At 73.1% G+C, this 26,545-nt stretch carries 22 protein-coding genes; 8 read left to right on the top strand and 14 right to left on the bottom strand.

All coding sequences use genetic code 11. The annotated features are described in order from the left end of the window. Positions 1-215: 215 nt before the first annotated feature. Complete coding sequence (locus C3489_RS33800) at positions 216-1,223, bottom strand: stage II sporulation protein M (protein WP_103785944.1); 1,008 nt, start codon at positions 1,221-1,223, stop codon at positions 216-218. Between the two features lie 130 nt (positions 1,224-1,353). On the opposite strand from C3489_RS33800, the gene C3489_RS33805 reads away from it, so the two are divergent. Beyond that, a complete protein-coding gene (locus tag C3489_RS33805) occupies positions 1,354-2,259 on the top strand; it encodes an RDD family protein (RefSeq protein ID WP_103785945.1) in 906 nt (301 codons plus the stop codon). A 42-nt stretch (positions 2,260-2,301) separates the two neighbouring features. Here the strand turns inward: C3489_RS33805 and C3489_RS33810 are convergent, their stop codons facing one another. Both C3489_RS33810 and ahcY read right to left on the bottom strand, forming a co-directional pair. Further along, positions 2,302-2,916 (bottom strand): hypothetical protein, encoded by a 615-nt coding sequence (locus C3489_RS33810; protein WP_103785946.1) that lies wholly within the window; start codon positions 2,914-2,916, stop codon positions 2,302-2,304. A gap of 124 nt (positions 2,917-3,040) precedes the next feature. Continuing rightward, entirely contained in the window at positions 3,041-4,486 is a 1,446-nt protein-coding gene (gene ahcY / locus C3489_RS33815; protein WP_103785947.1) for an adenosylhomocysteinase, read from the bottom strand. Positions 4,487-4,843: 357 nt separating this feature from the next. Between ahcY and lepB the strand changes: the two genes are divergently transcribed. Continuing rightward, entirely contained in the window at positions 4,844-5,530 is a 687-nt protein-coding gene (gene lepB, locus C3489_RS33825) for a signal peptidase I (RefSeq protein WP_103785948.1), read from the top strand. A 4-nt stretch (positions 5,531-5,534) separates the two neighbouring features. On the opposite strand, the gene C3489_RS33830 is transcribed toward lepB, so the two are convergent. From C3489_RS33830 to C3489_RS33860, 6 genes are all read right to left on the bottom strand, one after another. Then, the gene (locus C3489_RS33830) at positions 5,535-6,515 is read right to left on the bottom strand and encodes a cation diffusion facilitator family transporter (RefSeq protein ID WP_103785949.1); all 981 of its coding nucleotides are present in this window, start codon (positions 6,513-6,515) and stop codon (positions 5,535-5,537) included. Between the two features lie 159 nt (positions 6,516-6,674). Continuing rightward, entirely contained in the window at positions 6,675-7,826 is a 1,152-nt protein-coding gene (gene manA / locus C3489_RS33835) for a mannose-6-phosphate isomerase, class I (RefSeq protein WP_103785950.1), read from the bottom strand. A gap of 55 nt (positions 7,827-7,881) precedes the next feature. Beyond that, on the bottom strand, positions 7,882-9,009 hold the full coding sequence (locus C3489_RS33840) for an SIS domain-containing protein (RefSeq protein WP_103785951.1): 1,128 nt from the start codon (positions 9,007-9,009) through the stop codon (positions 7,882-7,884). A gap of 53 nt (positions 9,010-9,062) precedes the next feature. After that, positions 9,063-9,233 (bottom strand): Trm112 family protein, encoded by a 171-nt coding sequence (locus tag C3489_RS33845; protein ID WP_103785952.1) that lies wholly within the window; start codon positions 9,231-9,233, stop codon positions 9,063-9,065. Positions 9,234-9,793: 560 nt separating this feature from the next. Then, on the bottom strand, positions 9,794-11,158 hold the full coding sequence (locus C3489_RS33855) for a phosphomannomutase/phosphoglucomutase (RefSeq protein WP_103785964.1): 1,365 nt from the start codon (positions 11,156-11,158) through the stop codon (positions 9,794-9,796). A 156-nt stretch (positions 11,159-11,314) separates the two neighbouring features. Next, on the bottom strand, positions 11,315-11,689 hold the full coding sequence (locus C3489_RS33860; RefSeq protein ID WP_181139953.1) for a DUF3499 domain-containing protein: 375 nt from the start codon (positions 11,687-11,689) through the stop codon (positions 11,315-11,317). Between the two features lie 345 nt (positions 11,690-12,034). Between C3489_RS33860 and C3489_RS33865 the strand changes: the two genes are divergently transcribed. After that, on the top strand, positions 12,035-12,484 hold the full coding sequence (locus C3489_RS33865) for a metallopeptidase family protein (RefSeq protein WP_103785954.1): 450 nt from the start codon (positions 12,035-12,037) through the stop codon (positions 12,482-12,484). Between the two features lie 37 nt (positions 12,485-12,521). Here the strand turns inward: C3489_RS33865 and C3489_RS33870 are convergent, their stop codons facing one another. From C3489_RS33870 to C3489_RS33880, 3 genes are all read right to left on the bottom strand, one after another. Next, complete coding sequence (locus C3489_RS33870) at positions 12,522-14,027, bottom strand: DUF5719 family protein (RefSeq protein ID WP_103785955.1); 1,506 nt, start codon at positions 14,025-14,027, stop codon at positions 12,522-12,524. Next, complete coding sequence (locus C3489_RS33875) at positions 14,024-17,686, bottom strand: glycosyltransferase family 2 protein (RefSeq protein WP_103785956.1); 3,663 nt, start codon at positions 17,684-17,686, stop codon at positions 14,024-14,026. Before C3489_RS33875 ends, C3489_RS33870 begins: the two co-directional genes overlap by 4 nt. 192 nt (positions 17,687-17,878) lie before the next feature. Beyond that, complete coding sequence (locus C3489_RS33880) at positions 17,879-18,142, bottom strand: WhiB family transcriptional regulator (RefSeq protein ID WP_030792866.1); 264 nt, start codon at positions 18,140-18,142, stop codon at positions 17,879-17,881. Positions 18,143-18,828: 686 nt separating this feature from the next. Between C3489_RS33880 and C3489_RS33885 the strand changes: the two genes are divergently transcribed. From C3489_RS33885 to C3489_RS33900, 4 genes are read left to right on the top strand one after another with little or no spacing between them, the layout of a single operon-like run. Then, positions 18,829-19,335, top strand: a complete 507-nt coding sequence (locus tag C3489_RS33885; protein WP_103785957.1) for a cysteine dioxygenase family protein — start codon at positions 18,829-18,831, stop codon at positions 19,333-19,335. Between the two features lie 33 nt (positions 19,336-19,368). After that, positions 19,369-20,328 carry a 2-phospho-L-lactate transferase gene (gene cofD / locus C3489_RS33890; RefSeq protein ID WP_103785958.1) on the top strand — a complete coding sequence of 320 codons (960 nt, stop codon included), beginning with the start codon at positions 19,369-19,371 and terminating at the stop codon, positions 20,326-20,328. Next, the gene (locus C3489_RS33895; protein WP_103785959.1) at positions 20,325-21,632 is read left to right on the top strand and encodes a coenzyme F420-0:L-glutamate ligase; all 1,308 of its coding nucleotides are present in this window, start codon (positions 20,325-20,327) and stop codon (positions 21,630-21,632) included. The genes cofD and C3489_RS33895 overlap by 4 nt, the downstream gene beginning before the upstream one ends. Before the next feature lie 50 nt (positions 21,633-21,682). After that, entirely contained in the window at positions 21,683-22,687 is a 1,005-nt protein-coding gene (locus tag C3489_RS33900; protein WP_103785960.1) for a DNA-3-methyladenine glycosylase, read from the top strand. Positions 22,688-22,918: 231 nt separating this feature from the next. Here C3489_RS33900 and C3489_RS33910 read toward each other — a convergent pair whose 3' ends face one another. Both C3489_RS33910 and C3489_RS33915 read right to left on the bottom strand, forming a co-directional pair. After that, a complete protein-coding gene (locus C3489_RS33910; RefSeq protein ID WP_103785962.1) occupies positions 22,919-24,001 on the bottom strand; it encodes an NDP-sugar synthase in 1,083 nt (360 codons plus the stop codon). A gap of 67 nt (positions 24,002-24,068) precedes the next feature. Continuing rightward, complete coding sequence (locus C3489_RS33915) at positions 24,069-25,463, bottom strand: peptidoglycan recognition protein (protein WP_103785963.1); 1,395 nt, start codon at positions 25,461-25,463, stop codon at positions 24,069-24,071. 151 nt (positions 25,464-25,614) lie between these two features. Between C3489_RS33915 and C3489_RS33920 the strand changes: the two genes are divergently transcribed. Beyond that, on the top strand, positions 25,615-26,373 hold the full coding sequence (locus C3489_RS33920) for a TIGR03089 family protein (RefSeq protein WP_103785966.1): 759 nt from the start codon (positions 25,615-25,617) through the stop codon (positions 26,371-26,373). Positions 26,374-26,545 lie beyond the last annotated feature (172 nt).

A 26,545-nucleotide genomic window follows, 5' to 3' on the forward strand; every position in this document is an offset into this window, starting at 1 on the left:
TGTTTCAGGCTGTTTGATCAGCCGTCCGTTTCCGATTTCATCGGGGGTGGCTCTCGGGACTCGATGTTCCGGCGGAGCCTGTAGATACTCACTGTCACCGACCGGACCAGGTCCAGTTCCAGGCAACTGTTCGAATCTACCTCCCTGTCCACTCCGTGTCAACGGGGTTTCCGGGGCGAAGGAGAGATTAACAGCTCGGGAGGGGTGGATGCACATCAGGCGGCCGTGGGCAGCGTGGCGCTGCGTTCGGCCGCCTCGACGTCGCCGCTCTCGCCCTCTCGGACGGCCCGTCCGCCCAGTACGTAGACGTAGGTCAGGAAGGCCGCCTCGGCTGCGATCCCGATGGCGATGCGGCCCCAGGTGGGCAGGCCCGACGGGGTGACGAAGCCTTCGATGGCGCCGGAGACGAAGAGGACCAGGGCGAGGCCTATGGCCATGCCGATGGCCGCCCGGCCCTCCTCCGCGAGGGCGGTGCGGCGGGTGCGCGGTCCCGGGTCGATGAGCGTCCAGCCCAGGCGCAGGCCCGTGCCGGCGGCGACGAACACCGCGGTCAGTTCGAGCAGGCCGTGCGGGAGGACTAGGCCGAGGAAGGTGTCGAGGCGGCCGGCGGAGGACATCAGGCCGATGCCGACGCCCAGGTTGAGCATGTTCAGCAGGAGGATCCACAGGACCGGCAGGCCCAGGAAGACGCCCATGACCAGGCAGATAGCGGCGGCCTCCGCGTTGTTCGTCCACACCTGGGCGGCGAACGAGGCCGCCGGGTGGCTGGAGTAGTACGTCTCGTACTCGCCGCCCGGGCGGGTGAGCTCGCGCAGCTCGCTGGGGGCCGCGATGGCGGACTGGACGTCGGGGTGGCTGCCGATCCACCAGCCGAGCAGGGCTGCGACCACGATGGACAGCAAGGCGGTGGGTACCCACCAGTGGCGGGAACGGTAGACCGCCGCGGGGAAGCCGCGGGTCAGGAAACGGGTGACGTCGCGCCAGGAGGCACGACGGGCTCCTGTAACCGCGCTACGCGCGCGTGCGACGAGCTGGCTGAGCCGGCCGGTCAGCTGCGGGTCGGGCGCGCTGGACTGGATCAGGGAGAGATGGGTCGCGGTGCGCTGGTAGAGCGTGACGAGTTCGTCGGCCTCGGCGCCGGTGAGGCGGCGTCGGCGCCCGAGCAGGGTGTCGAGGCGTTCCCACTCGGCTCGGTGGGCGGAGACGAAGACGTCGAGGTCCATCGGTGTGCCTGCTCCTGCGCGGTTCGTCGGCGGCTCGGCCAAGGGTCAGCTTGTCGTACTGCGGCGCGATGCGCCCTCAGCTTGGCAGACTGGCGGTTCTCAAGGCAGGTCAGGGGAAGGGGCGTCGGGCGTGAGTGAGCTGGTGACGGGCGAGGCGGTGGCGTTGGAGCTACGCCCCGCGAGGCTGCCCAGCAGGGCGCTCGCCGTGCTGATCGATCTGGCCGTCGCCATGGCGGCGTACACGATCGTGACCCTGGTCCTGCTGGTGGCGACGGCTTCGCTGGACGAGGCGGCGCAGACGGCGGTGTCGATCGCGACGTTCGTGCTGGTGCTGGTCGGGGGGCCGATCGCCGTCGAGACGCTCAGCCATGGGCGGTCGCTGGGGAAGCTGGCGTGCGGGCTGCGGGTGGTGCGGGACGACGGGGGGCCGATCCGGTTCCGTCATGCGCTCGTGCGTGGGGCGATCGGTGTCGTCGAGATCTTGCTGACGTTCGGGGTCGTCGCCTGTATCGCCTCGCTCGTGTCGGCGCGCGGCCGGCGGCTGGGGGATGTGTTCGCGGGCACGCTGGTCGTGCGGGAGCGGGTGCCGCAGGCGCGGTCGGGCTTCCTGCCGCCTCCGCCGCCGTGGCTGGCCGGCCGGTTCGGGCAGCTGGATCTGTCCGCGGTGCCGGACGGGCTGTGGCTTGCGATCCGGCAGTACCTGACCCGGATGCACCAGCTGGATCCGCGGGTCGGCTCGGACATGGCCCAGCGTCTGGCCGCCGATCTCGCGGCCCGTACGGGGGCTCCGGTGCCGCCCGGCGTTCCCGCGGCCGCGTTCCTCGCCGCGGTCGTCCAGGAACGGCAGGCCAGGGAGGCCCGGCGCACGTTCGCCGCCGCACCGCTTACGCCGTCACCGGTCGCGAGCCCGAACGGCGGCCCGGGGTTCTCCTCTCCGGTCCCCCACTCGCCGGCTCCGGCGGCCCCGGCTGTCCGGCCCACCCCGGCCGAGGTGCCGCAGGAGGGTTCCCGGACGGGTTTCGCACCGCCTGCCTGATCCCTTCCTGGAGGCAGGTCGGGGCCTGAGGGAGGCCGGGGTTCAGGGGAAGACCGACGGCGGTGAGTCGAGGTCTTCCAGCTCGATGCCGGGGGCTGCGAGGACGACGTCGCCGGCGATGTGCACGGTGTGCTGCTCGCCGGTGTCCAGGGCTGTGACCTGGTATTCGTCCACGGTCAGGGGGCCGTTGTCAGTGGGGTGTGCTTCGCTTTTCAGCAAGGTCCAGGACTGGTCCACGGTGAGCGGGGCGAGCACGGGGTCCGTGAAGGCGACGAGGCGCACCCGGGTGGCGGGAGCGGAGGGGGTGAGGCGCAGCAAGCGGGTCGTGGCGATGAGGAACGCGGGGGAAGTGCCGGTGAAGGCGTGGGCGCGCACATTGCCTTCGGTGGCATGGGTGCCGGTGGGGTCGGTGCGCACCCAGGTGACACCGTCCAGAGCGGCGCCGCGCACCTGCCAGTCGCCCGCGTGAAGTTCGAGGCGGATGGGGCGGCCCAGCTCGTCGAGGGCGAGGTCGACGGAGCCGTGGTGATCGCCGGACGGGGTGGTCAGCCGCGAGACGTAGCGCCAGCCGGAGGGGCCGGGGGCGCAGTGGAAGTGTTCTTCGGCGAGGGGGGTGTGATCGTGCGGATCGTGGAGCGAATAGCGGCCGCGGGGCATGGGGGTCCTGGCTCGTGACGTGGGTTTCCGGCAGGTCGTGACGGGCTGGTCCGGGAAATGGGGCAGGCCCCCGGCACGGGGGTGCGGGGGCCTGCCTCGGAACCTTGACCGGTACCGCTGGTGATCAGTAGCGGTAGTGGTCGGGCTTGTACGGGCCGTCGACGTCGACGCCGATGTAGGCGGCCTGCTCCGGGCGCAGCTTGGTGAGCTTGACGCCGAGGGCGTCGAGGTGGAGGCGGGCGACCTTCTCGTCGAGGTGCTTGGGCAGCGTGTACACGCCGGTCGGGTACTCCGACTGCTTGGTGAACAGCTCGATCTGCGCGATGGTCTGGTTCGCGAAGGAGTTGGACATCACGAACGAGGGGTGACCGGTGGCATTGCCCAGGTTGAGCAGGCGGCCCTCGGACAGCACGATGATCTTCTTGCCGTCCGGGAAGGTCCAGGTGTGGACCTGCGGCTTGATCTCGTCCTTGACAATGCCGGGGATCTTGGCGAGGCCGGCCATGTCGATCTCGTTGTCGAAGTGGCCGATGTTGCCGACGATGGCCTGGTGCTTCATCTTGGCCATGTCCGAGGCCATGATGATGTCCTTGTTGCCGGTCGTGGTGATGAAGATGTCGGCCGTCTCGACGACCTCGTCCAGGGTGGTGACCTGGTAGCCGTCCATCGCGGCCTGCAGGGCGCAGATGGGGTCGATCTCGGTGATGATCACCCGGGCGCCCTGGCCGCGCAGGGACTCCGCGCAGCCCTTGCCCACGTCGCCGTAGCCGCACACGACGGCGGTCTTGCCGCCGATCAGGACGTCGGTGGCGCGGTTGATGCCGTCGACCAGCGAGTGACGGCAGCCGTACTTGTTGTCGAACTTCGACTTGGTGACGGCGTCGTTGACGTTGATGGCGGGGAACAGCAGCGTGCCGTCGCGCATCATCTCGTACAGGCGGTGCACGCCCGTGGTGGTCTCCTCGGTGACGCCGCGGATCTCGGACGCCAGCTGGGTCCACTTCTGCGGGGTCTCGGCGACCGTGCGGGTGAGCAGTTCGAGGATGACGCGGTGCTCGTCGGACTCGGCGGTGTCGGGCGAGGGGACCTTGCCGTCCTTCTCGTACTCGACGCCCTTGTGGACGAGGAGGGTGGCGTCACCACCGTCGTCGAGGATCATGTTCGGGCCGCCGGTGGGGGTGCCCGGCCACGTCAGGGCCTGCTCGGTGCACCACCAGTACTCCTCCAGCGTCTCGCCCTTCCAGGCGAAGACCGGGACGCCCTGCGGGTTCTCGGGCGTGCCGTTGGGGCCGACGGCGATGGCGGCGGCGGCGTGGTCCTGGGTGGAGAAGATGTTGCAGGACGCCCAGCGCACCTCGGCGCCGAGCGCGACCAGCGTCTCGATCAGCACGGCGGTCTGCACCGTCATGTGCAGCGAGCCGGTGATCCGGGCGCCCGCCAGCGGCTGCGCCTCGGCGTACTCCTTGCGGATCGCCATCAGGCCCGGCATCTCGTGCTCGGCGAGGGTGATCTCCTTGCGGCCGAACTCGGCCAGGGACAGGTCGGCGACCTTGAAGTCGACAGTCGTCATGCGAGCTGCTCCTCGGGTTGGGTCGAGGTGTGGGTACGGCTGATCTGCGCGGCGGCGGACACAGGGGTGCCCGAAGGGGGACACAGGCATGCCCGCGTGCGCGCAGCGCAGTCCGTCGGAGGCCCTCTCTCCCTCGGTCGGTCCCGGCGGGACCGCCCGACCGCCATCAGCAGCGACGTCTGGCTCCCCTCCAAGCTACACGGTGGGCACGGCCGTCCCCAGTCCGCCTCGGAACAGATCACGCCATCCTGGACCGGCGGTCCTCGACGTGCCGCGCGAGCTCGGGTGGTGCTGACCGGGCCGGGGACAGGCGCCCGCTACGCTCTGCGCCCGCAAAGGCTCAAGGGAGGGGACGCGATGTCCGGCAAGGGGCGGGGGCTGACGATCGCAGCCGTCGTGGTGGGGCTGGTGGGAGTACTGCTGGGAATCGGGGGTGCGGCCTATGCGCGGGGCGCGTACGGCGGATCCGTGGTGCGCAGCGAGAGCATGGAGCCGACGTACCGGCCCGGTGACCGGATCGTCTTCGAGCGGATCGACGGCGGTCAGGTGCGGCGCGGGGATGTGGTGCTCGTCTCCGAGCCGGACCGCTACGGCCCCGGTGTGCTGTTGGTCAAGCGGGTCATCGGCGTCGGCGGCGATCGCGTCGCGTGCTGCGCGGGGAGCGGGGCGGGCTCGCGCGTCACCGTGAACGGCACGCCGCTGCGGGAGCCGTATGTGCACGACGGGGAGGCCGACGGCGGGTTCACCGGGCAGAAGTACGACGTGCGGGTGCCCGAGGGCCGGATGTTCCTGCTCGGTGACAACCGGGGGAACTCCCGGGACTCGCGGGCCTTCCTGGACGACCGGGGCGGGACGGTGCCGCTGTCCGCGGTGCGCGGGCGGGTCATCGACGACTACACCGTGCCGGCGCTGCTCGGTACGGCGCTGATCCTTGCCGTGGTCCTGGTGCTGACCGGTGCCGGGCTGGGCATCGCCGCCGTCACCGTACGGCGCAGGGCGCGGGCGTCGGTGCCGCCCGCGCCGCCGTGGGTGCTGCAGCGGTAGCGGCTCAGTGCCCGGCGCTCTGCGGGGTCGGGCCGCCCGGGGTGGCCTCGGGGTCGGGTCCCTTGGCGGCCTCTGCCTCGCTGTAGATGTCGGGCTCCAGGTAGATCACGCGGGCGATGGGCACGGCGGCGCGGACGCGGGCCTCGGCGGCGTCGATGGCGGTGGCGACCTCGGTGGCGGTGTCGTCGTGCCGGACGGCGATCTTGGCGGCGATGAGCAGTTCCTCGGGGCCCAGGTGGAGCGTGCGCATGTGGATGATGCGGGGGACGGTGTCGCCGTCGACGATCGCGGCCTCGATCTTCTTGACCTCCTCGGCACCGGCGGCCTCGCCGAGCAGCAGCGACTTGGTCTCGGCGGCCAGGACGAGCGCGATGAGGACGAGCAGGACACCGATGCAGACGGTGCCGATGCCGTCCCAGACGCCGTCGCCGGTGAGCAGGGACAGGCCGACGCCGCCGAGGGCGAGGACCAGACCGATCAGGGCGCCGAAGTCCTCCAGCAGGACGACGGGCAGCTCGGGTGCCTTGGCGCGGCGGATGAACGCCGTCCAGGAGAGCGTGCCGCGCAGCTCGTTGGACTCCTTGATGGCCGTGCGGAAGGAGAAGCCCTCGGCGATGATCGCGAAGACGAGGACGCCCACCGGCCAGTACCAGTGGTCGATTTCGTGCGGGTGGCTGATCTTCTCGTAGCCCTCGTAGATGGCGAACATGCCGCCGACCGAGAACAGCACGATGGAGACGAGGAAGGCGTAGATGTAGCGCTCGCGGCCGTAGCCGAAGGGGTGCTGCGGGGTGGCCTCGCGCTGGGCGCGCTTGCCGCCGACCAGCAGCAGGAACTGGTTGCCGGAGTCGGCGACCGAGTGCACGCCCTCGGCGAGCATCGACGACGAGCCGCTGAACGCGAACGCCACGAACTTCGATGCCGCGATCGCGAGGTTGGCGCCGAGTGCCGCCACGATCGCCTTGGTGCCGCCTGACGCGCTCATCTGTCCGCGTGTCCCTTCGCCTGCGTGTGTTGTCGCCGACCCGGGCCTTTGCCCGCCCTTTGCCGGTGGGCCATTCTTGCAGCCCGTGGGGCTCCGGTGTCCCGGGTGTCCACAGGGGCGGTCATACGAACACACCGCAGCCGCGTGCGGCGTCGGCGTTCAGGCGATCACGGTGGCCCGGAAGAGCGTGCCGGTGCCGGACACCTCGGCCTTCTCCCCCGCCGGCACGAAGACGGACTGACCGGAGGTCAGCTCGTGTTCCCCGGCGCGGACGGAACCGGCCGTGCAGAGCAGGATCTGCGGGGTGGACCGGGTGAGGTCGTGGGCGGCGCCGCCGGCGGGCAGGACGTAGCGGGAGAGACGGAACTCGTCGATCGGGGTGTCGTAGACCTCCTCGCCGTCGGGGGAGGCCTCCGGGCGCAGCACGCCGGGGTCGCTCGCCTCGAAGCGGACGATCCGCAGCAGTTCGGGGACGTCGACGTGCTTGGGGGTCAGGCCGCAGCGCAGGACGTTGTCGGAGTTGGCCATGATCTCCACGCCGAGGCCGTCGAGGTAGGCGTGCGGGATGCCGGCGCCGAGGTAGAGCGCCTCGCCGGGCTGGAGCCGGACGTGGTTGAGCAGCATCGCCGCGATGACGCCGGGGTCGCCCGGGTAGTGGTGAGCGATGCCGGCGTAGGGGGCGTAGTCCCCGCCGAGGCGGTCGCAGGCGGCCGCGGCCTCGGCGACGGTGTGGGCCATCTCCTCGCGGTCGGCGGTGAGGATCGCGGTGAGCACCTCGCGCAGGGCCGCGTCCTCGGGGTGGGCGTGCAGCAGGTCGACGTACGGCTTGAGGGAGTCGACGCCGAGACCGGCCAGCAGGTCGGCGGCGTGGACCGGTTCGCGGAATCCGCACAGCCCGTCGAACTCGGTGAGCGCGCAGATCAGTTCGGGCTTGTGGTTGGCGTCCTTGTAGTTGCGGTGCGGGGCGTCGACCGGGATGCCGCGCTGCTCCTCGTCGGCGTACCCCTGCCGGGCCTGCTCCAGGTCCGGGTGGACCTGCAGGGAGAGCGGGGCGCCGGCGGCGAGCAGCTTGAGCAGGAAGGGCAGGCGCGGGCCGAACTTCGCCACGGCCTCGGCGCCGAGTTCGCGCTCGGGGGCGGCCGCGATGACGTCGGCGAGGGTGCCGCGCGCGGTGCGCGAGGGAGCGCCCGGGTGCGCGCCCATCCACATCTCCGCCTGCGGTTCGCCGGTCGGCTCGACGCCGAGCAGGTGCGGGATCGCGGTCGTGGAACCCCAGGCGTAGGGGCGGACGGTGTTGTCGAGGCGGTCCATGGGTTCTTCCTGCGTGCGGCGACGGATGCGGTGGCGGCGCGTGCCAGGGCAAGGATCAGCTTCTTGACGCGACCGCCAGGTAAACGGCGGCGAAATCGGTGATGGCGATCAGCTCGGCGAGGGTCTCCAGTTCGTCGCCCTCCTCCGGTTCCAGCTCGCTGATCGGCGTGTCGTGGCTGAGGGCCAGGTCGCGGGCGGCCGGGGCGGCGGTGAGGCTGCTGATCGGGCGGTCGCGCAGCAGCACCACGCGCGCGTGCAGCGCGGGCGGCTCCTCGACGCGGTCGCGGAAGAAGTCCTCCGGGTCGGCGCCGGCGGCCAGCGGGCCGGCGAGCAGGGCGCTGTGCGCGGCGAGCGCCTCGGGCAGTTCGGCGACGACCGCGGGGACGCCGGCCAGCTCCGCGAGCGCGGCGGCGAAGCGGCGGCCGGCCGGGCCGGCGGAGGTGCCCTCGGTCCAGACGAGGGGCAGGGCGTCGGCGAGTTCGGCGGCGAGGGTCTTGGCCGGGTTGCTGTACGTCGCGATGGCGGGGCCGCAGCGTTCGGCGATGTGGTCGAGGCGGTCGGCGACCTTCTCCAGCGCCTCGGGCGGCGCAGACAGCAGGCCGACGCGGTCGAGGAGGGCGAGCAGCGGGGTGAGCAGCGCCCACAGGACGCCCGGCGCGGAGGCGGCGAGGGGTTCGTCCTGGTCGTACGGGGCGGTCGCCATGGGCAGGAACAGGCCGTGGGCACCCGCGACGGCCTCGGCGAGGGGGGTGCGGGTGGGGGCGACGGCGACGACGGTGCAGCCGCGGCGGTAGGCCTGGTCGGCGAGGTGCGACAGGGAGGGCTCGGTGCCGTCCGGGGTGGCGATCAGCAGCAGGTCGACGGAGCCGGCCCAGCCCGGCAGCTCCCAGCGCAGGGCGCCCGCGGCAGGGGCGACGCCGGTGGGGGCGAGCCGGATGACGGGGCTGCCGGCGCCGGCGAGGGTGCCCAGCAGGTCGGAGGCGTGGGTGGCGGCGGCGCCGGGGCCGGCGATGAGCACGGCGCGGGGGCGGCCGTCGGGTTTGAGCCCGTTGATGCCGGCCTCGGCGGCGTGCCGGACGGCGGTCCGGACGCGGGCGCCGGCCTCGGCTGCGCCGCGCAACAGGGCGCGGCGGTCCGCCTCGGCCAACGCCTCCGGCGTGTCGAGCAGCGATTCGTCGAGCATGGCGGCAGTCTCCGATCGCCGTGTCGTCGGTACGCGGGCTGTGGCGGCGGTGTCTACGCCGGGCGGCGGGCCTCGTCGACGAGCAGGACGGGGATGCCGTCGCGGACCGGGTACGCCAGGCCGCAGTCCTGACCGGTGCAGATCAGCTCGGCGTCCTGCTCCTTGAGGGGGGGCTGGCAGGCCGGGCAGGCGAGGATCTCCAGAAGGCCGGCTTCGAGCGGCATGGGGTGTCCCTTCGGTACGGCAGGGTATGGGGTTGTGCCTGGTCAGGTTACCGCCGAGAGAACCGACGCGCCGGGGGCTGTGGATGAACGGGGTCCGCTGGTGCTGCGCACCCGGCGCCACGGCCGACCCGGGGGTGGGTGGCGCAGCTCGGCGCGACGAGGTGCCTCCCCCAAGCTCTTCGAGCAGGGGGAACCCCCAGCGCCCACCCGTGCCGCCCTGGGGGCACCTCCCAGGCCCTTAAGGCACTGGGGGAGGCACGACTGCCCGCAGCGGCGGCGGATGGAGGTGACCGGCCACGACGGCGGGATAGCCGCCCGCGGCGGGGAGGGGACGGGGTGGGGGGTGTCCGCCCGCAGCGGCCGGCACCGCCGACAGTCAGTGTGTCGGGGACAGTGGGCCGGACCGAGGACGGACACCCCCCACCCCGTCCCCGACCCACGAACCGGCCGTAGGCGCTACATCAGCCAACCACCGGACAGCGAGGGGCCGCCGCAGGCATTTCAGGGGCGCGGGGAACTGCGCGAGCAACCACGACGGCACCCGCAGACGTGCGACGACCTCAGCCCCGGATGATCGCCAGCACCTCGTCCCGGATCGCCGCCATGACCCCCGCATCCCGCGCCTCCGCGTTCAGCCGCAGCAGCGGTTCCGTGTTGGAGGGGCGGACGTTGAACCACCAGTCCGCGCCGCTGACCGTCAGCCCGTCGAGCGTGTCCAGGGTGACCCCGTCACGCCCCTCGTACGCGGAGCGGATCGCGGCGACGCGGCCCGCCTGGTCGTCCACCGCGGAGTTGATCTCACCCGAGCCGACGTACCGCTCGTACTGGGCCACCAGCTTCGACAGCGGCCCCTCCTGGCCGCCGAGCGCCGCGAGGACGTGCAGGGCGGCCAGCATGCCCGTGTCGGCGTTCCAGAAGTCCTTGAAGTAGTAGTGCGCGGAGTGCTCGCCACCGAAGATCGCCCCGGTACGCGCCATCTCCGCCTTGATGAAGGAGTGCCCGACCCGCGTCCGCACCGGCGTCCCGCCGTGCTCCTCGACGACCTCCGGGACCGACCAGGAGGTGATGAGGTTGTGGATGATCACACCCTCGCCGCCATTGCGGGCCAGTTCCCGCTCCGCGACCAGCGCGGTGATCGCCGACGGGGACACCGGCTCCCCCCGCTCGTCGACGACGAAGCAGCGGTCGGCGTCGCCGTCGAAGGCGAGGCCGAGGTCGGCGCCCTCCTCCCGCACCCGCCGCTGCAGGTCGACCAGGTTGGCCGGGTCCAGCGGGTTGGCCTCGTGGTTGGGGAAGGTGCCGTCCAGCTCGAAGTACATCGGGACGAGGTCGACGGGCAGCCCGGCCAGCACCGTGGGCACGGTGTGGCCGCCCATGCCGTTGGCCGCGTCGACGACGACCTTCAGGGGCCGGATGGAGGTCAGGTCGACGAGCGACTTCAGATACGCCGCGTATTCCTGCAACGTCTCGCGCGCCCCGACGGTTCCCGGCCTCCCGACCGCCTCCGGGGCACCGGAGTCGCTCCACCGCTCGACCAGCGCGCGGATCTCGGCCAGGCCGGTGTCCTGCCCGACGGGCGCGGCGCCCGCGCGGCACATCTTGATGCCGTTGTACCGGGCCGGGTTGTGCGAGGCGGTGAACATGGCGCCGGGCAGGTTCAGCGCGCCCGAGGCGAAGTACAGCTGGTCCGTCGAGCACAGCCCGATCTCGGTGACGTCCACGCCGCGTGCCGCCGCGCCGCGCGCGAAGGCGCGGGACAGGCCGGGCGAGGAGGGGCGCATGTCGTGGCCGACGACGATCGCGTCCGCGTCCGTCACCTGGGCGAAGGCCATGCCGAACAGTTCGGCCAGTGTCTCGTCCCACTGGTCCGGAACCACCCCGCGCACGTCGTACGCCTTCACGAGCTGCGACAGATCACCAGCCACGGTCACTTCCTCCTGAACGTCCCCGTCGGTCGCCCCAACCTACCCGCCCGTAGCGGCGGCGGAAGGAACGGACACCGAGTGGACGTTCACCCGTAACCTCAGGTCAAGAAGACGCGCCGACGGTGCCGGGACAGCGCACGGACGCAGCGGCAGGCGTCAGTTGTCGGGCGAGCGCAGCACCCGCAGATGACCCCGGCGGGCGACCTCCATGGGGTCCGCCGAGCGCCCCCCGCCGCCGGCCTCGGCCGCGCGCTCCTGGGGGCGGGCCGCCTCACGCACCGCGTTGGCAAGCGCTTCCAGATCGTCTCCGCTGGGCCGCGCGGGGGCGGAGCCGTCCAGCAGGCGTACGACCTCCCAGCCGCGCGGAGCGGTCAGCCGCTCGGAGTGCTCGGCGCACAGGTCGTAGCAGTGGGGTTCGGCGTAGGTGGCGAGCGGGCCGAGGACCGCGGTCGAGTCGGCGTAGACGTACGTCAGCGTCGCGACGGCGGGTCGGCCGCAGGCGGTGCGCGAACAGCGACGTACAGGGCTCACGATGTTGGACGGTACCGCACTCTTGAGCGGGCCGCGACGACTCTCCCCCAGGTCACTCCACCGTGTCGTGCTGTGAAACGGCCCACACACCCCTCCGGGAGCACCCCACTGACCTGCGAAGACGCCCGATTCGGGTGGTGTTCGGCGGATCGCTCTCCGGTCATTTCTCGGTACAAACAACGCCAATTGGCTTGAGCACCCCGGCCCCGGAGAGATACGGAAACGAGCCCAACCTTGGCCGGAATGGTCATCCCCCGACATGCGGCACGCCGACGCCTCCCGGTGGCCGAACCGTCACCCGAGGGCCGGGCGGACGACGGCGCCGGGGACTACGCTGCACCAGTGATGGACAACGCCGTACCGCCCCGTGCCACGGGCCCCGGGCCCCGCCGCCGTGATCGCCACGGCAGGGGGATGCGCGGGCCGATCGCGCCGCCGCAGGTGCCGCTCGCGGCGAGCCGCGCCGAGGTGTTCGCGGACCTGGTGCAGGACTCCGTGGACCGCCTGGAGCGGCGCTGGCCCCAGCTGGCCGACATCGACTTCCTCGTGCTGGAGGTGCCGCGGCTGGACGGCCCCGGTCAGCCGTGGAACGACGAGGCGGTGCCGCTCGGCGGGATCATCCCGGCGCGGGACGGCCGGCGCGCGCACGTGGTGGTGTACCGGCGGCCCGTGGAGATCCGCACCAAGGGGCGGGACGAGCGGGCCGCGCTGGTGCACGAGGTCGTGGTCGAGCAGGTCGCCGAGCTGCTGGGACTGACCCCGGAGACGGTGGACCCCCGGTACGGGGAGGACTGAGCCGGACGCCGCACGAGCGCCCGGCCCCGCCACCGCGCTACTTCTGCAGCACCGCGAGGTCCTCGACCGCCCGGGGCACCGCGACCGTGCCCCGGTCGTTGGGCAGCGTCTGGACCGTGAACGCCGGAACGCCGTCCTCCGCGGCCGCCAGCATGCGCGCGGCGTACACCGGGCCGCCCGAGACCTGCTCGACCGTCAGCGCGTACGTGCCCTTCAGGCCGCTGGGCACCGGGATCTGCACGTCCTGGGTGGTGCCCGCCTTGACCGTGTACGTCCGGGTCGCCGCGGCGCCGCCCTCACTGCCCGCCGACGCCGTGACCTTGACCTGCGCGGTGGCCGTCGGCGCGGTGAGGGACAGGGTGGTGCCCTTGGCGCTGTTGTCGGCGACCGTCGCGCGCGTGCCGACGGCGGCGGTCGCCGGGATGAACGCCGTCTCCTGCTTGTCGCCCTTGCCGCGCACGACCCGCAGCGCGGCCACCACCGGCACCGCGCGGTCCGTCGCCGTCAGCACGAGCGAGCCGGCCTCGCCACGGGTGACGTCACCGAGGTCGAGGACGGTGGTCATGCCGGACTTCACGTGCAGCGTCTCGTTGCCGGCCGGGGTGATCAGCCCGGAGGGCGAGGCGAGGCGCACCTTCAGGTCGGCGTCGGAGCCGCCGGGGGTGAAGGCCACCAGGCGGACGGACGCCGCGTCCTTGGGGATGCCCGGCAGCACCAGGCTCGCCGCCGGATCGGCGGCCGCGGGCAGCCAGTCGCCGCCCAGCTTCTCGTCGAGGGCCTGGACGGCGGCACCGACCCGGCCGCTGCGGACGGTGACGTGGACGGTGACGTCGTCCTGCTTGTCGTCGGTGAGCGTGGACAGCAGGATCGGCTCGCTGGAGTGCGGCGGGACCGTGATGCCCTCTCCGACCGTCGACTTCACCGCGCCGTCCTTGCCGTACAGCTCGATGTCGGCGACGGCGGCGGAGTCGTCGGGGTTGGTCAGGTGCACGTAGTCGGTGCGGTCGGCGGCGGTGCTGGCGCCCGGGAACCAGAACTCGGTGTCGGGCGCGGAACAGTTGACGCCCTGCAGGCCGCGCCCGTTGCCGGCGGCGACCTCGGTGGTCTGCTGGACCGTCCAGCCCGGCGCGAACCCGCCGTCGGCGGTGCCGATCAGGGCGGGCGCGTCGGCCCCGGCCGCCTCGCCGGTGGCGGGCGTGCCGGGCTGCTTGGACGTCAGGACCGGCTTGTCGCCCTTCGCGGGCGCCTTCTTGCCGTCCGCCTTGCCCTTGCCGTCCGCCGACTGCACGGCCGCGGCCCGCAGTTGCGCCGAGCCGCCGCCCGCCGCGCCCTGGGTGACGGGCGTGAAGGACGTGTACGCCGTGTCGGCGAGGTCGGACAGGCTGGGAGCCGGGCACAGCAGTGTGGTGCGCTCCACGGGCCGCAGGGCGGCCGCCTCGGCGGTGTCCGCGCCCGAGGCGTCCGGCGAGCTGAGCGCGGCGAAGCCGGTCACGGCGGCCAGCGCGGTCACGCCGGCGATCAGGGACAGGGTCGTGCGGTTCACTGCTGGCTCCCGTCGGGGCGCTCATGGCCGGCGTCGTGCGGTTGCGGCTGCGCCGGGTCGTACGCCGTCGTGTCGTAGCCCTGGCCGTACGGCTGCTGCTGGGCCGCCTGGTCGTAGGCGCCGGCCGGCATCTGGCCGCCGTAGGCGTAGGGGTCGTAGCCGCCGGCCTGGTACGGGTCGGACTGGTACGCCTGCTGGTAGCCGCCCGCCGGGTAGGGCTGGGGGCTCGCCTGGTACGGGTCGTAGCCGCCGTAGTCGGTGGACGCGGGCGCGGGCGTGTCCCACTGGTCGTAGGAGGGCTGCTGCGGGACCGGCACCGGGGCCGGCTCGGCGGGCGCGGGCTGCCCCTCCGGGTCGGTCCCCGCGGCCTGCGCGGCCTCCGCCTCGGCCTGGGCGCGCAGCCGGCGGGCGCGGCGGCCCTCGCCGGCGACGGGCTGGGCCGGTACAACCGGCTCCTCGGGGAGGTCGTCGTCGATGTCGCGGCGCCGGCCGGGCAGGGCCAGGACGACGAGGACGACGGCGAGGGTGCCCTGCGCCCACAGCCAGGCGGTGTGGCCGAACGGGTCGTCGTAGACGACGTCGAGCTTTCCGCCCGAGGCGGGCAGCTCGAAGCCCTGGGCCCAGCCGTCGACGGTGGTGGCCTTGAGCGGCTTGCCGTCCAGGGTGGCGCTCCAGCCGTCGGCGGCGGTGTCGGCCAGGCGCAGCACGCGCGCGCCCTGGCCGGCCGGGACGGTGGTGTGGATCTCCACGGGGCCGGCCGCGACGGGCTGCGGGGTGCCGGCGCCGGAGGCGGGCACGACGGCGGCGCGGGAGACCTCGCGGTCCACCCTCCACAGCGCGCTGCCGTTCTGCTCGCTGAGCCGGCTCAGGCCGGGGGTGGCGTCCAGGACGCGGGTGATCTCGCGGGGGGCGCCCTTGTGCACGAGGACGTAGCGGACGGCGAACGCGCCGAGCTGGTCGGCCTGGTCGGCGCCGGAGCCGGCGACGAGGTTGGCGACGGTCTTGTCGAGCCGCTCGTTCTCGCCGTCGGCGGCGGCGAGTTCGGCGTCGCCGAGGCGGGCGCCGGAGCCGCGGACCAGCATGTAGCTGACGTGGGCGGCGGAGGTGCTGTCCAGGACGAGGGTGCGGGCCTGGTCGCGGGTGCCGGCCTCCTCGGCGACGAAGGCCGGCACCTGTACCGGGTCGCGGCGCTCCAGCGGGCCGTCGGCGCCGCCGATCATCCAGCCGGCGGCGACGAGCAGGGGGCCGGCGGCGGAGGCGAAGGCGATCAGCGCGGCGACCGGCTGGCGCCAGCCGAAGCTCTGCTCGGCCACGCGTGCGCGTGCGCCGTCGGCGCCGAGGACGGCGGCGGCGAGCAGGGCGAGGCCGTAGACGAGGGTGGCGGGGCCGGCCCAGGTGGAGCTGTTGGACAGGGCGGCGAAGAGGAGGCCGAGCAGGGCGACGGCCCAGGCCGTCAGGATGCCCCGCTGCCGCTCGGTGCGCATCAGGGCGGCCAGCGCGGCGAGCACGATCCCGATGAGCATCAGCCCGTCGACCGTGCCGGGGCCGCCGGGGCTGGCGCCCAGCAGGTCGAGCGCGGAGGCGGAGGACGGGCCGTAGTCCAGTCCGGCCTCGGTGAAGAAGCCCAGCGGCAGCAGGGACAGCGACCAGGGCGCGAGGACCAGCAGCGGGGTGCCCAGCTGGGCGAGGAAGCGCAGGCCCTGGGCGGTGATGTCGGCGCGGCGCAGCACCAGCACCGCGACGCCGAGGACGAGGGCGATGGGCCACACGATCGGCGTGAACGCGGTGGTGAGGGTGAGCAGCAGGGCGTAGGCCCAGGTGGCTCGCCAACTGCCGTGTGCGCCGGTGGGGTTCGCCAGGCCGCCGGCGGCGATGGCGGCGCGGGCGATGAGCGGCAGCAGGACGGCGAGGACGGCGGTGCCGATGCGGCCGCCGGCGAGGGCGCCGGTGGCGGCGGGCAGGAAGGCGTAGACGATGGCCGCCCACGCGCGCAGCAGGCGGGACTCCACCAGCGGGCGGGAGGCGAAGTAGGCGCTGAGGCCGGCCAGCGGGACGGAGCAGACCAGCAGGACGGTGACGGCGAGGCCGGTGGAGCCGAACAGCACCGAGGCCAGCAGGGCGACGATCGCGAGGTAGGGCGGCGCGGACGGGTCGCCGCCGGCGCCGACGGGATGCCAGGCGTCGAGGTAGCGGGACCACAGCGCGGAGGCGTCGGCCGGGGCGGGCAGCAGCGCGCCGCCGGCGAGGGCGCCGCCGCCGAGGAGGTTGCGGCAGGCGATCAGGGAGACGAGCAGCAGCATCAGGAAGAGCACCGGGCCCGGTTTGCGGGCGATGCGCTTGAGCCGCGCGAACTGCTCGACCTCCAGGAATTCGGCGTCGTCGCCGCCGGGTCCGGACTCGACGGCGCCGCCGTGCCGGCCGGCCGAGGAGGTCTCGGGGTCGGAGCCGCCGAAGAAGTTGCCGGCGACCTGTTCGACGGTGGCCCGCACGGTCGCGCCGGGCGGCGGGAAGAGCGGCCGCAGCTCGCCCTTGTCGACCGCGGGCCGGCCGCGGCGGCGCCGGCCGGCGATGATCCGCTCGGGCCGCAGCAGGGTGCCGAGCAGGCCGCGGATCTCGTCGAGGGCCTGTCCGGGGACCTTGCCGACGAGGTAGGCGAGGGTGCGCAGCAGCGTGCCGAGGACGACGCGCACGACGACCCAGGGCAGCACGGCGCTGCGGGCGTTGACGAGGAGGGTGTACACGGCGCCGGCCTTGTCCACCTTGTGCGGGGAGGCGGCGGTGCGGCCGGCGCAGTCGACGGTGCGGCGCTCGCGGGAGGCGGCCTCGGCGTGCCGTACGACGGCCTCGGGGGCGATCAGGACGCGGTGGCCGGCGGCGTGCGCGCGCCAGCACAGGTCGACGTCGTCGCGCATCAGGGGCAGCCGGCGGTCGAAGCCGCCGAGCTGTTCGAAGACGTCGCGGCGGATGAGCATGCCGGCGCTGGAGACCGACAGGACGTCGCGCACGTGGTCGTGCTGGCCCTGGTCCTGTTCGCGGCGGTCCAGGCCGGTCCAGCGGCGGCCGGAGTTGGCGATGGAGACGCCGACCTCCAGCAGCTGGCGGCGGTCGTACCAGCCGCGCAGCTTGGGGCCGACGACGGCCACGTCGTCGCGGCCGAGCTCCAGTTCGCGGTCGACGACGCGCAGCAGCTCGGCGAGGGCGTCGGGTTCGGGTGCGCAGTCGTCGTGCAGCAGCCACAGCCACTCGATCGGCTCGCCGTGCGGCAGTTCGGGCAGGTCGTAGGCGTCGTCGCGCCAGGTGCGCGTGACGGGGTCCCAGCCGCTGGGCCGCTTCAGGTACGGCAGTTCCTCGGGGGTGAGGTGGGGGGCGGTGCGGGCGGCCTCCTCGACGGCCTGGCCGAAGCCGGTGCGGCGGGCGAGGTGGAGCACGCGGTCGGCGCCGAGGGCGGCCGTGACGAGCTGGGCGGAGTCGTCGGCGCTGCCGGTGTCGGCGGCGACGGCGTACTGCACGGGGCGCTCCTGGCCGAGCAGCCCGGCGAGCGCCTCGGGCAGCCAGCGGGCGCCGTCGTGGCAGACGAGGACCGCGGTCACCACGTGACGCGGGAACTCAGGTGTCGCGGCCCCGCTTTGGTGGGCTGCGGTGTGGCTGTGCACGGTCATCGAGGTACGGGCCCCGGTTCGGTGGACTGCGGTGGACGCCTGTGCCACCTGCGGGTGGCGGGGCGTCTCGGACGAGCGACCACACTATCGGCTGGGCATGACCGCGGCCCGCCGCCTGTGGATAACCCACGCGCGACGGGCCGTTCGAGACATTTGTACGGAACAGTCCGCGGTTGTTCGGCTGGACAGCGGTCAGACGGCGGCCTTCTTCAGTCGCCGGCGCTCACGCTCGGACAGGCCACCCCAGATACCGAACCGTTCGTCGTTGGCGAGGGCGTACTCCAGGCACTCGGAGCGGACTTCACACGCGAGGCAGACCTTCTTGGCCTCTCTCGTGGAGCCGCCCTTCTCGGGGAAGAAGGACTCGGGGTCGGTCTGGGCGCACAGTGCGCGCTCCTGCCAGCCGAGTTCCTCGCCCGCGTCGTCGACCAGCAGTTGCTGCACCAGCTCGGTCATGTGCGCCCCTCGTCTGTCTTTCCGCGTCCCCGTGATGTTGCCGTTACCGATTTCGGCTGAACGACACGAGTGAAATTACAAGTGTGCTGCTCCGGGCGAGTCAAGCCGAGATCTGCTATTGGGCCCCTTATTCACTCTGCGGAACCAAGGCCATGCGGAAAGTGTTCAAATCGCCATAAACCTTGACACACAGACGGGGTCCGGAGGGTGCCCCTCCACCTTGAGGACCCCTCACGGAGCCTGTACGGAGAAGGACGCCCAAGCGTTCGATCCCGTTCCTGCGTACGCGGCGAAGCGAACAAGATCACAGTCGGATCACGAGATCGCAACGCTGCTTGCGCACCCGGATGTGCCGCATGTGTCCCGGTGAGCGGGTGAGCAAACCTTTCGCCACTCAGATGCACCGGATGAGGTGAACCCTGTCCCACATACCGGCTGTCGAGTTGACACAGCAGGTGTGAACCGCTGTGCTAGTGGGCATGCTCGCGAACTTGGCACCCCTGACGACCCGCGCCGCCGGGTCCCTCGGTGCTGCGTGCGTTCGCTGTAGCTGTTGCTGTCCCAGCTGTTGAGCCGACCGAAGCTCCAGCTGCCGTCGGGACACCGTCCCGGGGCCGTCGTTCCCTCCCCCGCCCTCTCCCACGGGGCACCCGTTCCGCACTCTCCGCCAAGGAACCCCCCACCGCATGAACAGCGACAGCGACCTCCAGATCGCGGGCGACCTCCTCGAAGTCCCGCACCTCCTGCAGCCCCCGCGTGAGCACCCGGCCACCGTCGCCGACTTCGTGGGCCTGGCCCGCTCCATCGCGGCCGACCGCACCCAGTGGGAGCACCTGGTGCGCTACGACGCGACGACCCGCTGGTACCACCGGCTGCGCACCGGCCCCGGCTACGAGGTCTGGCTGCTGTCCTGGGTGCCCGGCCAGGGCAGCGGGCGGCACGACCACGGCCCCTCCTCCGGCGTGCTGACCGTGCTGGACGGCACCCTCACCGAGCACACGGAACGCGGCACGCGCGCGTTGACGGCCGGCGCCCAGCGGGTGTTCGCCCCGGGCTACGCCCACGAGGTCGTCAACGACACCCTCGAACCGGCGGTCAGCCTGCACGTGTACTTCCCGGGCCTGACCGAGATGCCGATGCACACGGCCCCGCACTGCGAGGCTCAGGAACGCCCCCGGTCCCTGACCGTCTGACGCGTTGTCGTACCCGCCTGCCAGACTTGGCGCATGCGCATTGTGGTTCTGGCAGGCGGCATCGGCGGTGCCCGGTTCCTGCGCGGTCTGAAGCGGGCCGTGCCGGACGGGGACATCACGGTCATCGGCAACACCGGCGACGACATCCACCTCTTCGGTCTCAAGGTCTGCCCGGACCTCGACACGGTGATGTACACGCTCGGCGGCGGCATCAACGAGGAGCAGGGCTGGGGAAGGGCCGACGAGACCTTCCACCTGAAGGAGGAGCTCGGCGCGTACGGCGTCGGGCCGGAGTGGTTCGGTCTGGGCGACCGGGACTTCGCCACCCACATCGTGCGGACGCAGATGATCGGCGCCGGGTATCCGCTCAGCGCGGTCACCGAGGCCCTGTGCGACCGCTGGAAGCCGGGCGTGAAGCTGATCCCCATGACGGACGACCGCGTGGAGACCCATGTGGCCGTCGAGCTGGACGGCGAACGCAAGGCGGTCCACTTCCAGGAGTACTGGGTGAGGCTGCGCGCCTCGGTCCCCGCCGAGGCGGTGGTCCCCGTCGGCGCCGAGCAGGCCAAGCCGGCGCCGGGCGTGCTGGAGGCCATCGCCGAGGCCGACGTGATCCTCTTCCCGCCGTCCAACCCGGTCGTCTCCGTCGGCACCATCCTCGCGGTGCCCGGCATCCGGGAGGCGATCGCCGACGCGGGCGTGCCGGTGGTGGGCCTGTCCCCCATCGTCGGGGACGCGCCCGTGCGCGGCATGGCGGACAAGGTGCTCGCGGCGGTCGGCGTGGAGTCCACGGCCGCGGCGGTCGCCGAGCACTACGGCTCCGGGCTGCTGGACGGCTGGCTGGTCGACACCGTCGACGAGGGCGCGGTCGAGCGGGTCGAGGCGGCCGGCATCCGCTGCAGGGCGGTGCCACTGATGATGACCGACACCGAGGCCGCCGCGCAGATGGCCCGCGAGGCGCTGGCGCTGGCCGAGGAGGTGCGGGGGCAGTGAGCGTGCCGCCCGAGGGCTACCGGGTGTGGGCCGTGCCCGGCATCCCCGAGGTCCGCCCCGGGGACGACCTCGCCAAGCTGATCGCCGCCGGCGAGCCCGGCCTGGCCGACGGGGACGTGGTCCTGGTCACCTCCAAGATCGTCTCCAAGGCGGAGGGCCGGATCGTCGAGGCGGCCGACCGCGAGGCCGCGATCGACGCCGAGACGGTCCGCGTGGTGGCCCGGCGCGGCACCCTGCGCATCGTCGAGAACCGGCAGGGCCTGGTCATGGCCGCGGCCGGCGTCGACGCCTCCAACACCCCCGCCGGGACCGTGCTGCTGCTGCCCGAGGACCCGGACGCCTCCGCCCGCGCGATCCGCGACGGCCTGCGCGACACGCTCGGCGTCACCGTCGGCGTCGTCGTCACCGACACCTTCGGGCGGCCCTGGCGCTCCGGGCTCACGGACGTCGCGATCGGCGCCGCCGGGGTGCGCGTGCTGGACGACCTGCGCGGGGGCACGGACGCGTACGGCAACCCGCTCAGCGCGACGGTCGTGGCCACCGCCGACGAGCTGGCCGCCGCCGGCGACCTGGTCAAGGGCAAGGCCGCCGGTCGCCCCGTGGCCGTCGTCCGCGGACTGCCGCACGTCGTGACCGGCGACGAGACGGAGGGCACGCGCGCGTTGGTGCGCGGCGCCCGCGACGACATGTTCCGCCTCGGCACCTCCGAGGCCATCCGCCTCGCGGTCACCCAGCGCCGCACCGTGCGGGCGTTCACGGACGGCCCCGTCGACCCCGGCGCGGTACGCAGAGCGGTGGCCGCGGCCGTGACGGCCCCCGCGCCGCACCACACCACGCCGTGGCGCTTCGTCCTGCTGGAGTCGCAGGAGTCCCGCACCCGCCTGCTGGACGCGATGCGCGACGCGTGGATCGCGGACCTGCGGCGGGACGGCAAGAGCGAGGAGTCCATCGCCAAGCGGGTCCGGCGCGGCGACGTCCTGCGCAACGCGCCGTACCTGGTCGTGCCCTGCCTGGTGATGGACGGCTCCCACACCTACGGCGACGCCCGGCGGGACGCGGCCGAGCGGGAGATGTTCGTCGTCGCGGCCGGGGCGGGCGTGCAGAACCTGCTCGTCGCGCTGGCCGGGGAGCGGCTCGGGTCGGCGTGGGTGTCCTCGACGATGTTCTGCCGGGACGTCGTCCGGGAGGTGCTGGCCCTCCCGCAGGACTGGGACCCGATGGGCGCGGTGGCCGTCGGCCACCCGGCTGAGGACCCGAGACCGCGGCCGGAACGAGACGCGGGGGCGTTCATCGAGGTGCGCTGACCTTACGCTCGTATCGTCTCCCTTCCCTTCCGACCCCAGGGACCCCATCCGTGGCTGGACGCTTCGCTCCCCGGCCGACGCGTACGAGCGTGCGCGGCGGCGAGGTCACCGTGCCCTTGGGTGCGGTGCCGCGGCCGGCGCCGGCGCCCGGCCTGGTGCGGACCTGGGAACCGGACGGCCCCCTCGACCTCGGCCTGGTGCTCGGCCCGCTGCGGCGCGGCCCCGGCGACCCGACCTTCCGGGCCCTGCCCGACGGGTCGGTGTGGCGGGCCAGCCGGACACCGGCCGGGCCCGGGACGCTGCGGGTGACGATGCGGGGCGGGATCGTGTGCGGTCAGGCATGGGGTCCCGGGGCCGAGTGGCTCCTGGACGCCCTGCCACAGCTGTGCGGCGCGGAGGACGATCCGTCGGCCTTCACGCCCCGGCACAAGATCGTCGCCTTGACCTGGCGCAATCGGCCGGGGCTGCGGCTCGGACGCACCGGGCTGGTGCTGGAGTCTTTGATTCCGTCGGTGCTGGAGCAGAAGGTCACGACGGTCGAGGCGTACCGGGCGTGGCGGCTGCTGGTGCGGCGCTTCGGGGAGCCGGCGCCGGGGCCGGCTCCCGCTCATATGTACGTCATGCCCTCCGCCCGGGACTGGGCTCTGATCCCCTCCTGGGAGTGGCACCGGGCCGGGGTGGACGACAAGCGGGCGTCCACGATCCTGCGGGCGGTGCGGGTCGCGGCGCGGCTGGAGGAGGCGATGCGGATGCCTCCGGCGGCGGCGCGGGCCCGGCTTGAGCTGGTGCCGGGGATCGGGCCGTGGACGTCGGCGGAGACCGTGCAGCGCAGTCATGGTGCGGCGGATGCGGTGACCGTGGGGGACCTGCATCTGCCGGGAATCGTGGGGTGGGCGCTGGCGGGGGACCGGCATGCCGACGACACGGAGATGCTGCGCTTGCTGTCGCCGTACGCCGGGCAGCGGCATCGGGCGGCGCGGCTGATCCTCCTGAGCGGACGCGTACCGGCTCGACGCGCCCCCCGTTTCCCTGTCGGGGACATCAGGGGTTTGTAGGCGGCCTGCGTGGACGGGGCCGGCTGTTCATCTGACCGGCGTTGTTGCCGGCCGGGGGGTGGGATACACGGCCCGGCGTTCTGTGGTACCCGGCGCTGTGGCGAGCGGGGGGTGGGTGCGCAGCCCGGCGCGACGGGGTGCCGCTGCGCCCACCCGTGCCGCCCCAGCGGCACGACTGCCCGCAGCTACGTGGGGATGGCGGGCGCACGCCACGACGCGACCCTCAGGCGGCTACTGGTCGGATGAGAAGCGGAGTGAGGCCGGGGGGATGTGGGCGTCGCACCACACCCGTACGCCCTCGCGGAGTTCGTTGTCGGCGCCGATCACCGCGCCGTCGCCGACCACCGTGCCCGTCAGCACCGTCCGCGAGCCCACCCGGGCCCGGGTGCCGACGAGGGAGTCGGTGATGACGGCGCCGGGTTCGACCACGGCGCCCGGGAGGATCGCGGAGCCGAAGATCCGGGCGCCTTCGGCGACGAAGGCGCCCTCGCCGACCACCGTGCCGCCGGTCAGCTTGGCGTCGGGCGCGACCGTGGCCGTAGGGAGGACGAGACGGTCGCCGCAGCGCCCCGGGACGGCGGGGGACGGGGCCCGCCCCAGTACCAGGTCCGCCGAGCCGCGGACGAACGCGGCCGGGGTACCCAGGTCGAGCCAGTACGTGGAGTCGACCATGCCCTGGAGATGCGCGCCCGCCGACAGCAGGCCGGGGAACGTCTCGCGCTCCACCGACACCGGCCGGCCCGCCGGGATCGTGTCGATCACCGACCGCCGGAAGACGTACGCGCCCGCGTTGATCTGGTCGGTGACGATCTCCTCGGGCGTCTGGGGCTTCTCCAGGAAGGCCAGCACCCGGCCGGTCGCGTCCGTGGGGACGAGACCGTAGGCACGCGGGTCCGTGACCTTCGTCAGGTGCAGGGAGACGTCCGCGCCCGTCGTCTCATGGGTGGCCACCAGGGCCCGGATGTCCAGCCCCGTCAGGATGTCGCCGTTGAAGATCAGGACGGGCTCGTCGGGCCCGGAGTGCAGCCGGGAGGCCACGTTGCGGATCGCGCCGCCCGTGCCGAGGGGCTCCTCCTCCGTGACGTACTCCAGATGCAGTCCCAGCGACGAGCCGTCACCGAAGTACGGCTCGAACACCTCCGCGAGATACGACGTGGCGAGGACGATGTGCTCCACACCCGCCGCCCGCGCCCGCGCCAGCTGATGGGTGAGGAACGGCACACCGGCGGCGGGGACCATCGGCTTGGGCGTGTTCACCGTGAGCGGGCGCAGCCGGGTTCCCTTGCCGCCGACCAGAAGGATCGCTTCCGTCACCTGTCGTCTCTGCTTCCTGCCGGGACCGGCCGAACTGTCTTTCGGCCGGCCAGTGTATGTGCCGGCCTCAGCGCCCCTGGTAGCCCGCCGCCTTGGAACGCGCCGTGCCGAGCTTGCCGTAGAGCTGCTTGCCCGGGCAGTCGGTGGCGAAGCCGTCGCGGTGACCGGAGATCACGTTCAAGCGAACGCTCGCCCCCTTGGCGTAAAGATTCCCACCACCGGACTTGAGGTATGTCTTGGCGGTCGGGTTCATCCCGTACAGACCGAGCTTCCAGGCCGTCAGCTTGGCGACGGCCGTCACCGCGGCGGACGCGGGTTTGGCGGAGCCGTAGGTGCCGATGACGGCGATCCCCATGCTGTTGGAGTTGAAGCCGAGGGTGTGGGCGCCGAGGACCGCCTTCGCCACGCCTCCGGCCCGGCCCTCGTAGATGTTTCCGCACTTGTCGACGAGGAAGTTGTAGCCGATGTCCCGCCAGCCCATGCTCTTGACGTGGTAGCGGTAGATACCGCGGATGACCGACGGGGCCTGCCCGCAGGTGTAGTTGTTGCCGGTGGCGGTGTGGTGCACGAAGGCCGCCTTGACCGACTTCGTGTACACGAACCCCTTCTCGCGCAGCTTCTCGTCCGCGCCCCAGCCGGCCCGGGTGACGATACGCGGGCGCGGCCCGATGTACGGCTTCGCGCGCTGCGCCGGGTCCAGGGCGGACAGTTCCCGCTCGGTCTGCGCGCGGTCGAGGGCGGGGATCTCCGCGGCGCCGGCGGTGACGCCGGTCAGCCCGGCGTTGGCGTCGGCGACCTCTCGCACCTCGGTGGTGTCCTCGCTCTCCTCGTCGGGCTCGTCGAGGGACCCGGTGCGCGGGACGGTCACCGGGGCGTGCCGGTGCGCGGGGGCGTCGTTGCCGGGGTCGACCAGTTCCAGCCGCAGCCCGGAGGGGAGCGGTGAGGAGGCGACGGTGACGTCTCTGACTCCGCGTCCGGTCTCCTCCACGTGGCTGCTGGAGACGGTCTCCGCGCGCACCCGGACCTCAACGCCGTCGGAGTCGCCCACCCACAGCGGGGCGGTGGCGCCGCGGACGTGGCCGGAGGTGCGTTCCGAGGTGCCGGGGTCGGCGCCGTGGTCGGCGTTGTGGATGTCGAGGTCCTGCCAGCCGGACCAGGTGTGGGTGGCGGTGAGACGGGTGCGGACCTGGACGCGGCCGTGGAGCTCGGTGTCCGGGTCGTCCCAGACGACGCCGACGAGGGAGAAGTGCCCGGTGTCACGACGGGGCACGCCCTGCACGGCCGAGCCGGCGGCCCGGTCGCCGCCGAGGGGGACGAGGGGCAGCGAGGCGGTGCTGCCGGGGATCTCGGCGGCTGCCGGGGGCACGGACCGGTCCGGGGTCGCCGCGGCGGGCTGGGTCAGCGGAAGGGCGAGGGCGGCTGCGCACGTGACGCCGATCGAGGAAGCAATCAATCCACGCATGCCCACGATCCTGGACATAGTCAGACATATCTGTCCATCGGGGAATTGACGGGCCGTCGGCTGAGGTTGCGCCAAACCGGTGGCGTACGGGGCGCCTCGCGATGGGGGCGGCGACGGGTGCCGGGGCCGGGGCGCGCGTACGCTAACGCGGGTGAACACCACCGATCGCACCCCTGCCGACCTGCTGAGTTCCGCGCTCGCCGCGGATCCCTCGCGCCCGCTGGTGACCTTCTACGACGACGCCACGGGTGAACGCGTCGAATTGTCCGTGGCCACCTTCGCCAATTGGGTGGCCAAGACCGCGAACCTGATCCAGGACGGGTGGTCGGCCGAGCCGGGCGACCGGGTCGCCCTCCTGCTGCCCGCCCACTGGCAGACGGCGGTGTGGCTGCTGGCGTGCTCCTCGGTCGGGGCCATCGCGGACGTCGCCGGGGATCCGGCGCGGGCGGACTTCGTGGTGGCGGGGCCGGGGGAGTTCGAGCGGGGGCTCGCGTGCCGTGGGGACCGCTACGCGCTGTCGCTCGCGCCGCTGGGCCGGCGGTTCGTCCCGGCGCCCCCGGACGGATACGCCGACTACGCCGTCGACGTGCCGACCTTCCCCGACCGCTTCGCGCCGTACGCGCCGGTGGACCCGGAGGAGCCCGCGCTGATCGTGGCGGGGGCGGAGCTGACGGGTGCGGAGATCGTGGAGCGGGCGGTCGGGGATGCGGCGGGGCTGGGGCTCACGGGGCCGGGGTCGCGGTTGCTGTCCGGGCTCCCCTACGACACGTGGGAGGGCCTGAGCGCGGGCCTCTTCGCGCCCTTGGCCAGCGGGGGCTCGGTGGTCCTGTGCCGAAACCTTTCTCAGCTCCCGGAGGAAGCCCTGGCCAAGCGAATCGAAGCGGAACGGGTCTCGGCGACAGCTCACTGACCCCGACCCACAGGGCACCCGGTGCAGCTGCCGGTTCGAGCAGGGGGGACCCCCAGCGCCCACCCGTGCCGCCCCAGCGGCACGACTGCCCGCAGCTACGGAGTGGGATAGCCGCCGACGGCGAGAAGGGGGCGGGGTGGGGGTGTCCGCCCGCAGCGGCCGGCACCGCCGA

This window comes from Streptomyces sp. Ru71 (assembly GCF_002920535.1).
Taxonomy (GTDB): Bacteria; Actinomycetota; Actinomycetes; order Streptomycetales; family Streptomycetaceae; genus Streptomyces.

What these genes read in the sequence shown, in the direction of transcription:
- C3489_RS33830 (WP_103785949.1), bottom strand. Translation starts at nt 6,515, where the DNA reads ATGAGCGCGTCAGGCGGCACCAAGGCGATCGTGGCGGCACTCGGCGCC.
- C3489_RS33845 (WP_103785952.1), bottom strand. Translation starts at nt 9,233, where the DNA reads ATGCCGCTCGAAGCCGGCCTTCTGGAGATCCTCGCCTGCCCGGCCTGC.
- manA (WP_103785950.1), bottom strand. Translation starts at nt 7,826, where the DNA reads ATGGACCGCCTCGACAACACCGTCCGCCCCTACGCCTGGGGTTCCACG.
- C3489_RS33885 (WP_103785957.1), top strand. Translation starts at nt 18,829, where the DNA reads ATGAACAGCGACAGCGACCTCCAGATCGCGGGCGACCTCCTCGAAGTC.
- C3489_RS33880 (WP_030792866.1), bottom strand. Translation starts at nt 18,142, where the DNA reads ATGACCGAGCTGGTGCAGCAACTGCTGGTCGACGACGCGGGCGAGGAA.
- C3489_RS33840 (WP_103785951.1), bottom strand. Translation starts at nt 9,009, where the DNA reads ATGCTCGACGAATCGCTGCTCGACACGCCGGAGGCGTTGGCCGAGGCG.
- C3489_RS33915 (WP_103785963.1), bottom strand. Translation starts at nt 25,463, where the DNA reads ATGCGTGGATTGATTGCTTCCTCGATCGGCGTCACGTGCGCAGCCGCC.
- C3489_RS33865 (WP_103785954.1), top strand. Translation starts at nt 12,035, where the DNA reads ATGGACAACGCCGTACCGCCCCGTGCCACGGGCCCCGGGCCCCGCCGC.
- C3489_RS33800 (WP_103785944.1), bottom strand. Translation starts at nt 1,223, where the DNA reads ATGGACCTCGACGTCTTCGTCTCCGCCCACCGAGCCGAGTGGGAACGC.
- cofD (WP_103785958.1), top strand. Translation starts at nt 19,369, where the DNA reads ATGCGCATTGTGGTTCTGGCAGGCGGCATCGGCGGTGCCCGGTTCCTG.
- lepB (WP_103785948.1), top strand. Translation starts at nt 4,844, where the DNA reads ATGTCCGGCAAGGGGCGGGGGCTGACGATCGCAGCCGTCGTGGTGGGG.
- C3489_RS33810 (WP_103785946.1), bottom strand. Translation starts at nt 2,916, where the DNA reads ATGCCCCGCGGCCGCTATTCGCTCCACGATCCGCACGATCACACCCCC.
- C3489_RS33875 (WP_103785956.1), bottom strand. Translation starts at nt 17,686, where the DNA reads ATGACCGTGCACAGCCACACCGCAGCCCACCAAAGCGGGGCCGCGACA.
- ahcY (WP_103785947.1), bottom strand. Translation starts at nt 4,486, where the DNA reads ATGACGACTGTCGACTTCAAGGTCGCCGACCTGTCCCTGGCCGAGTTC.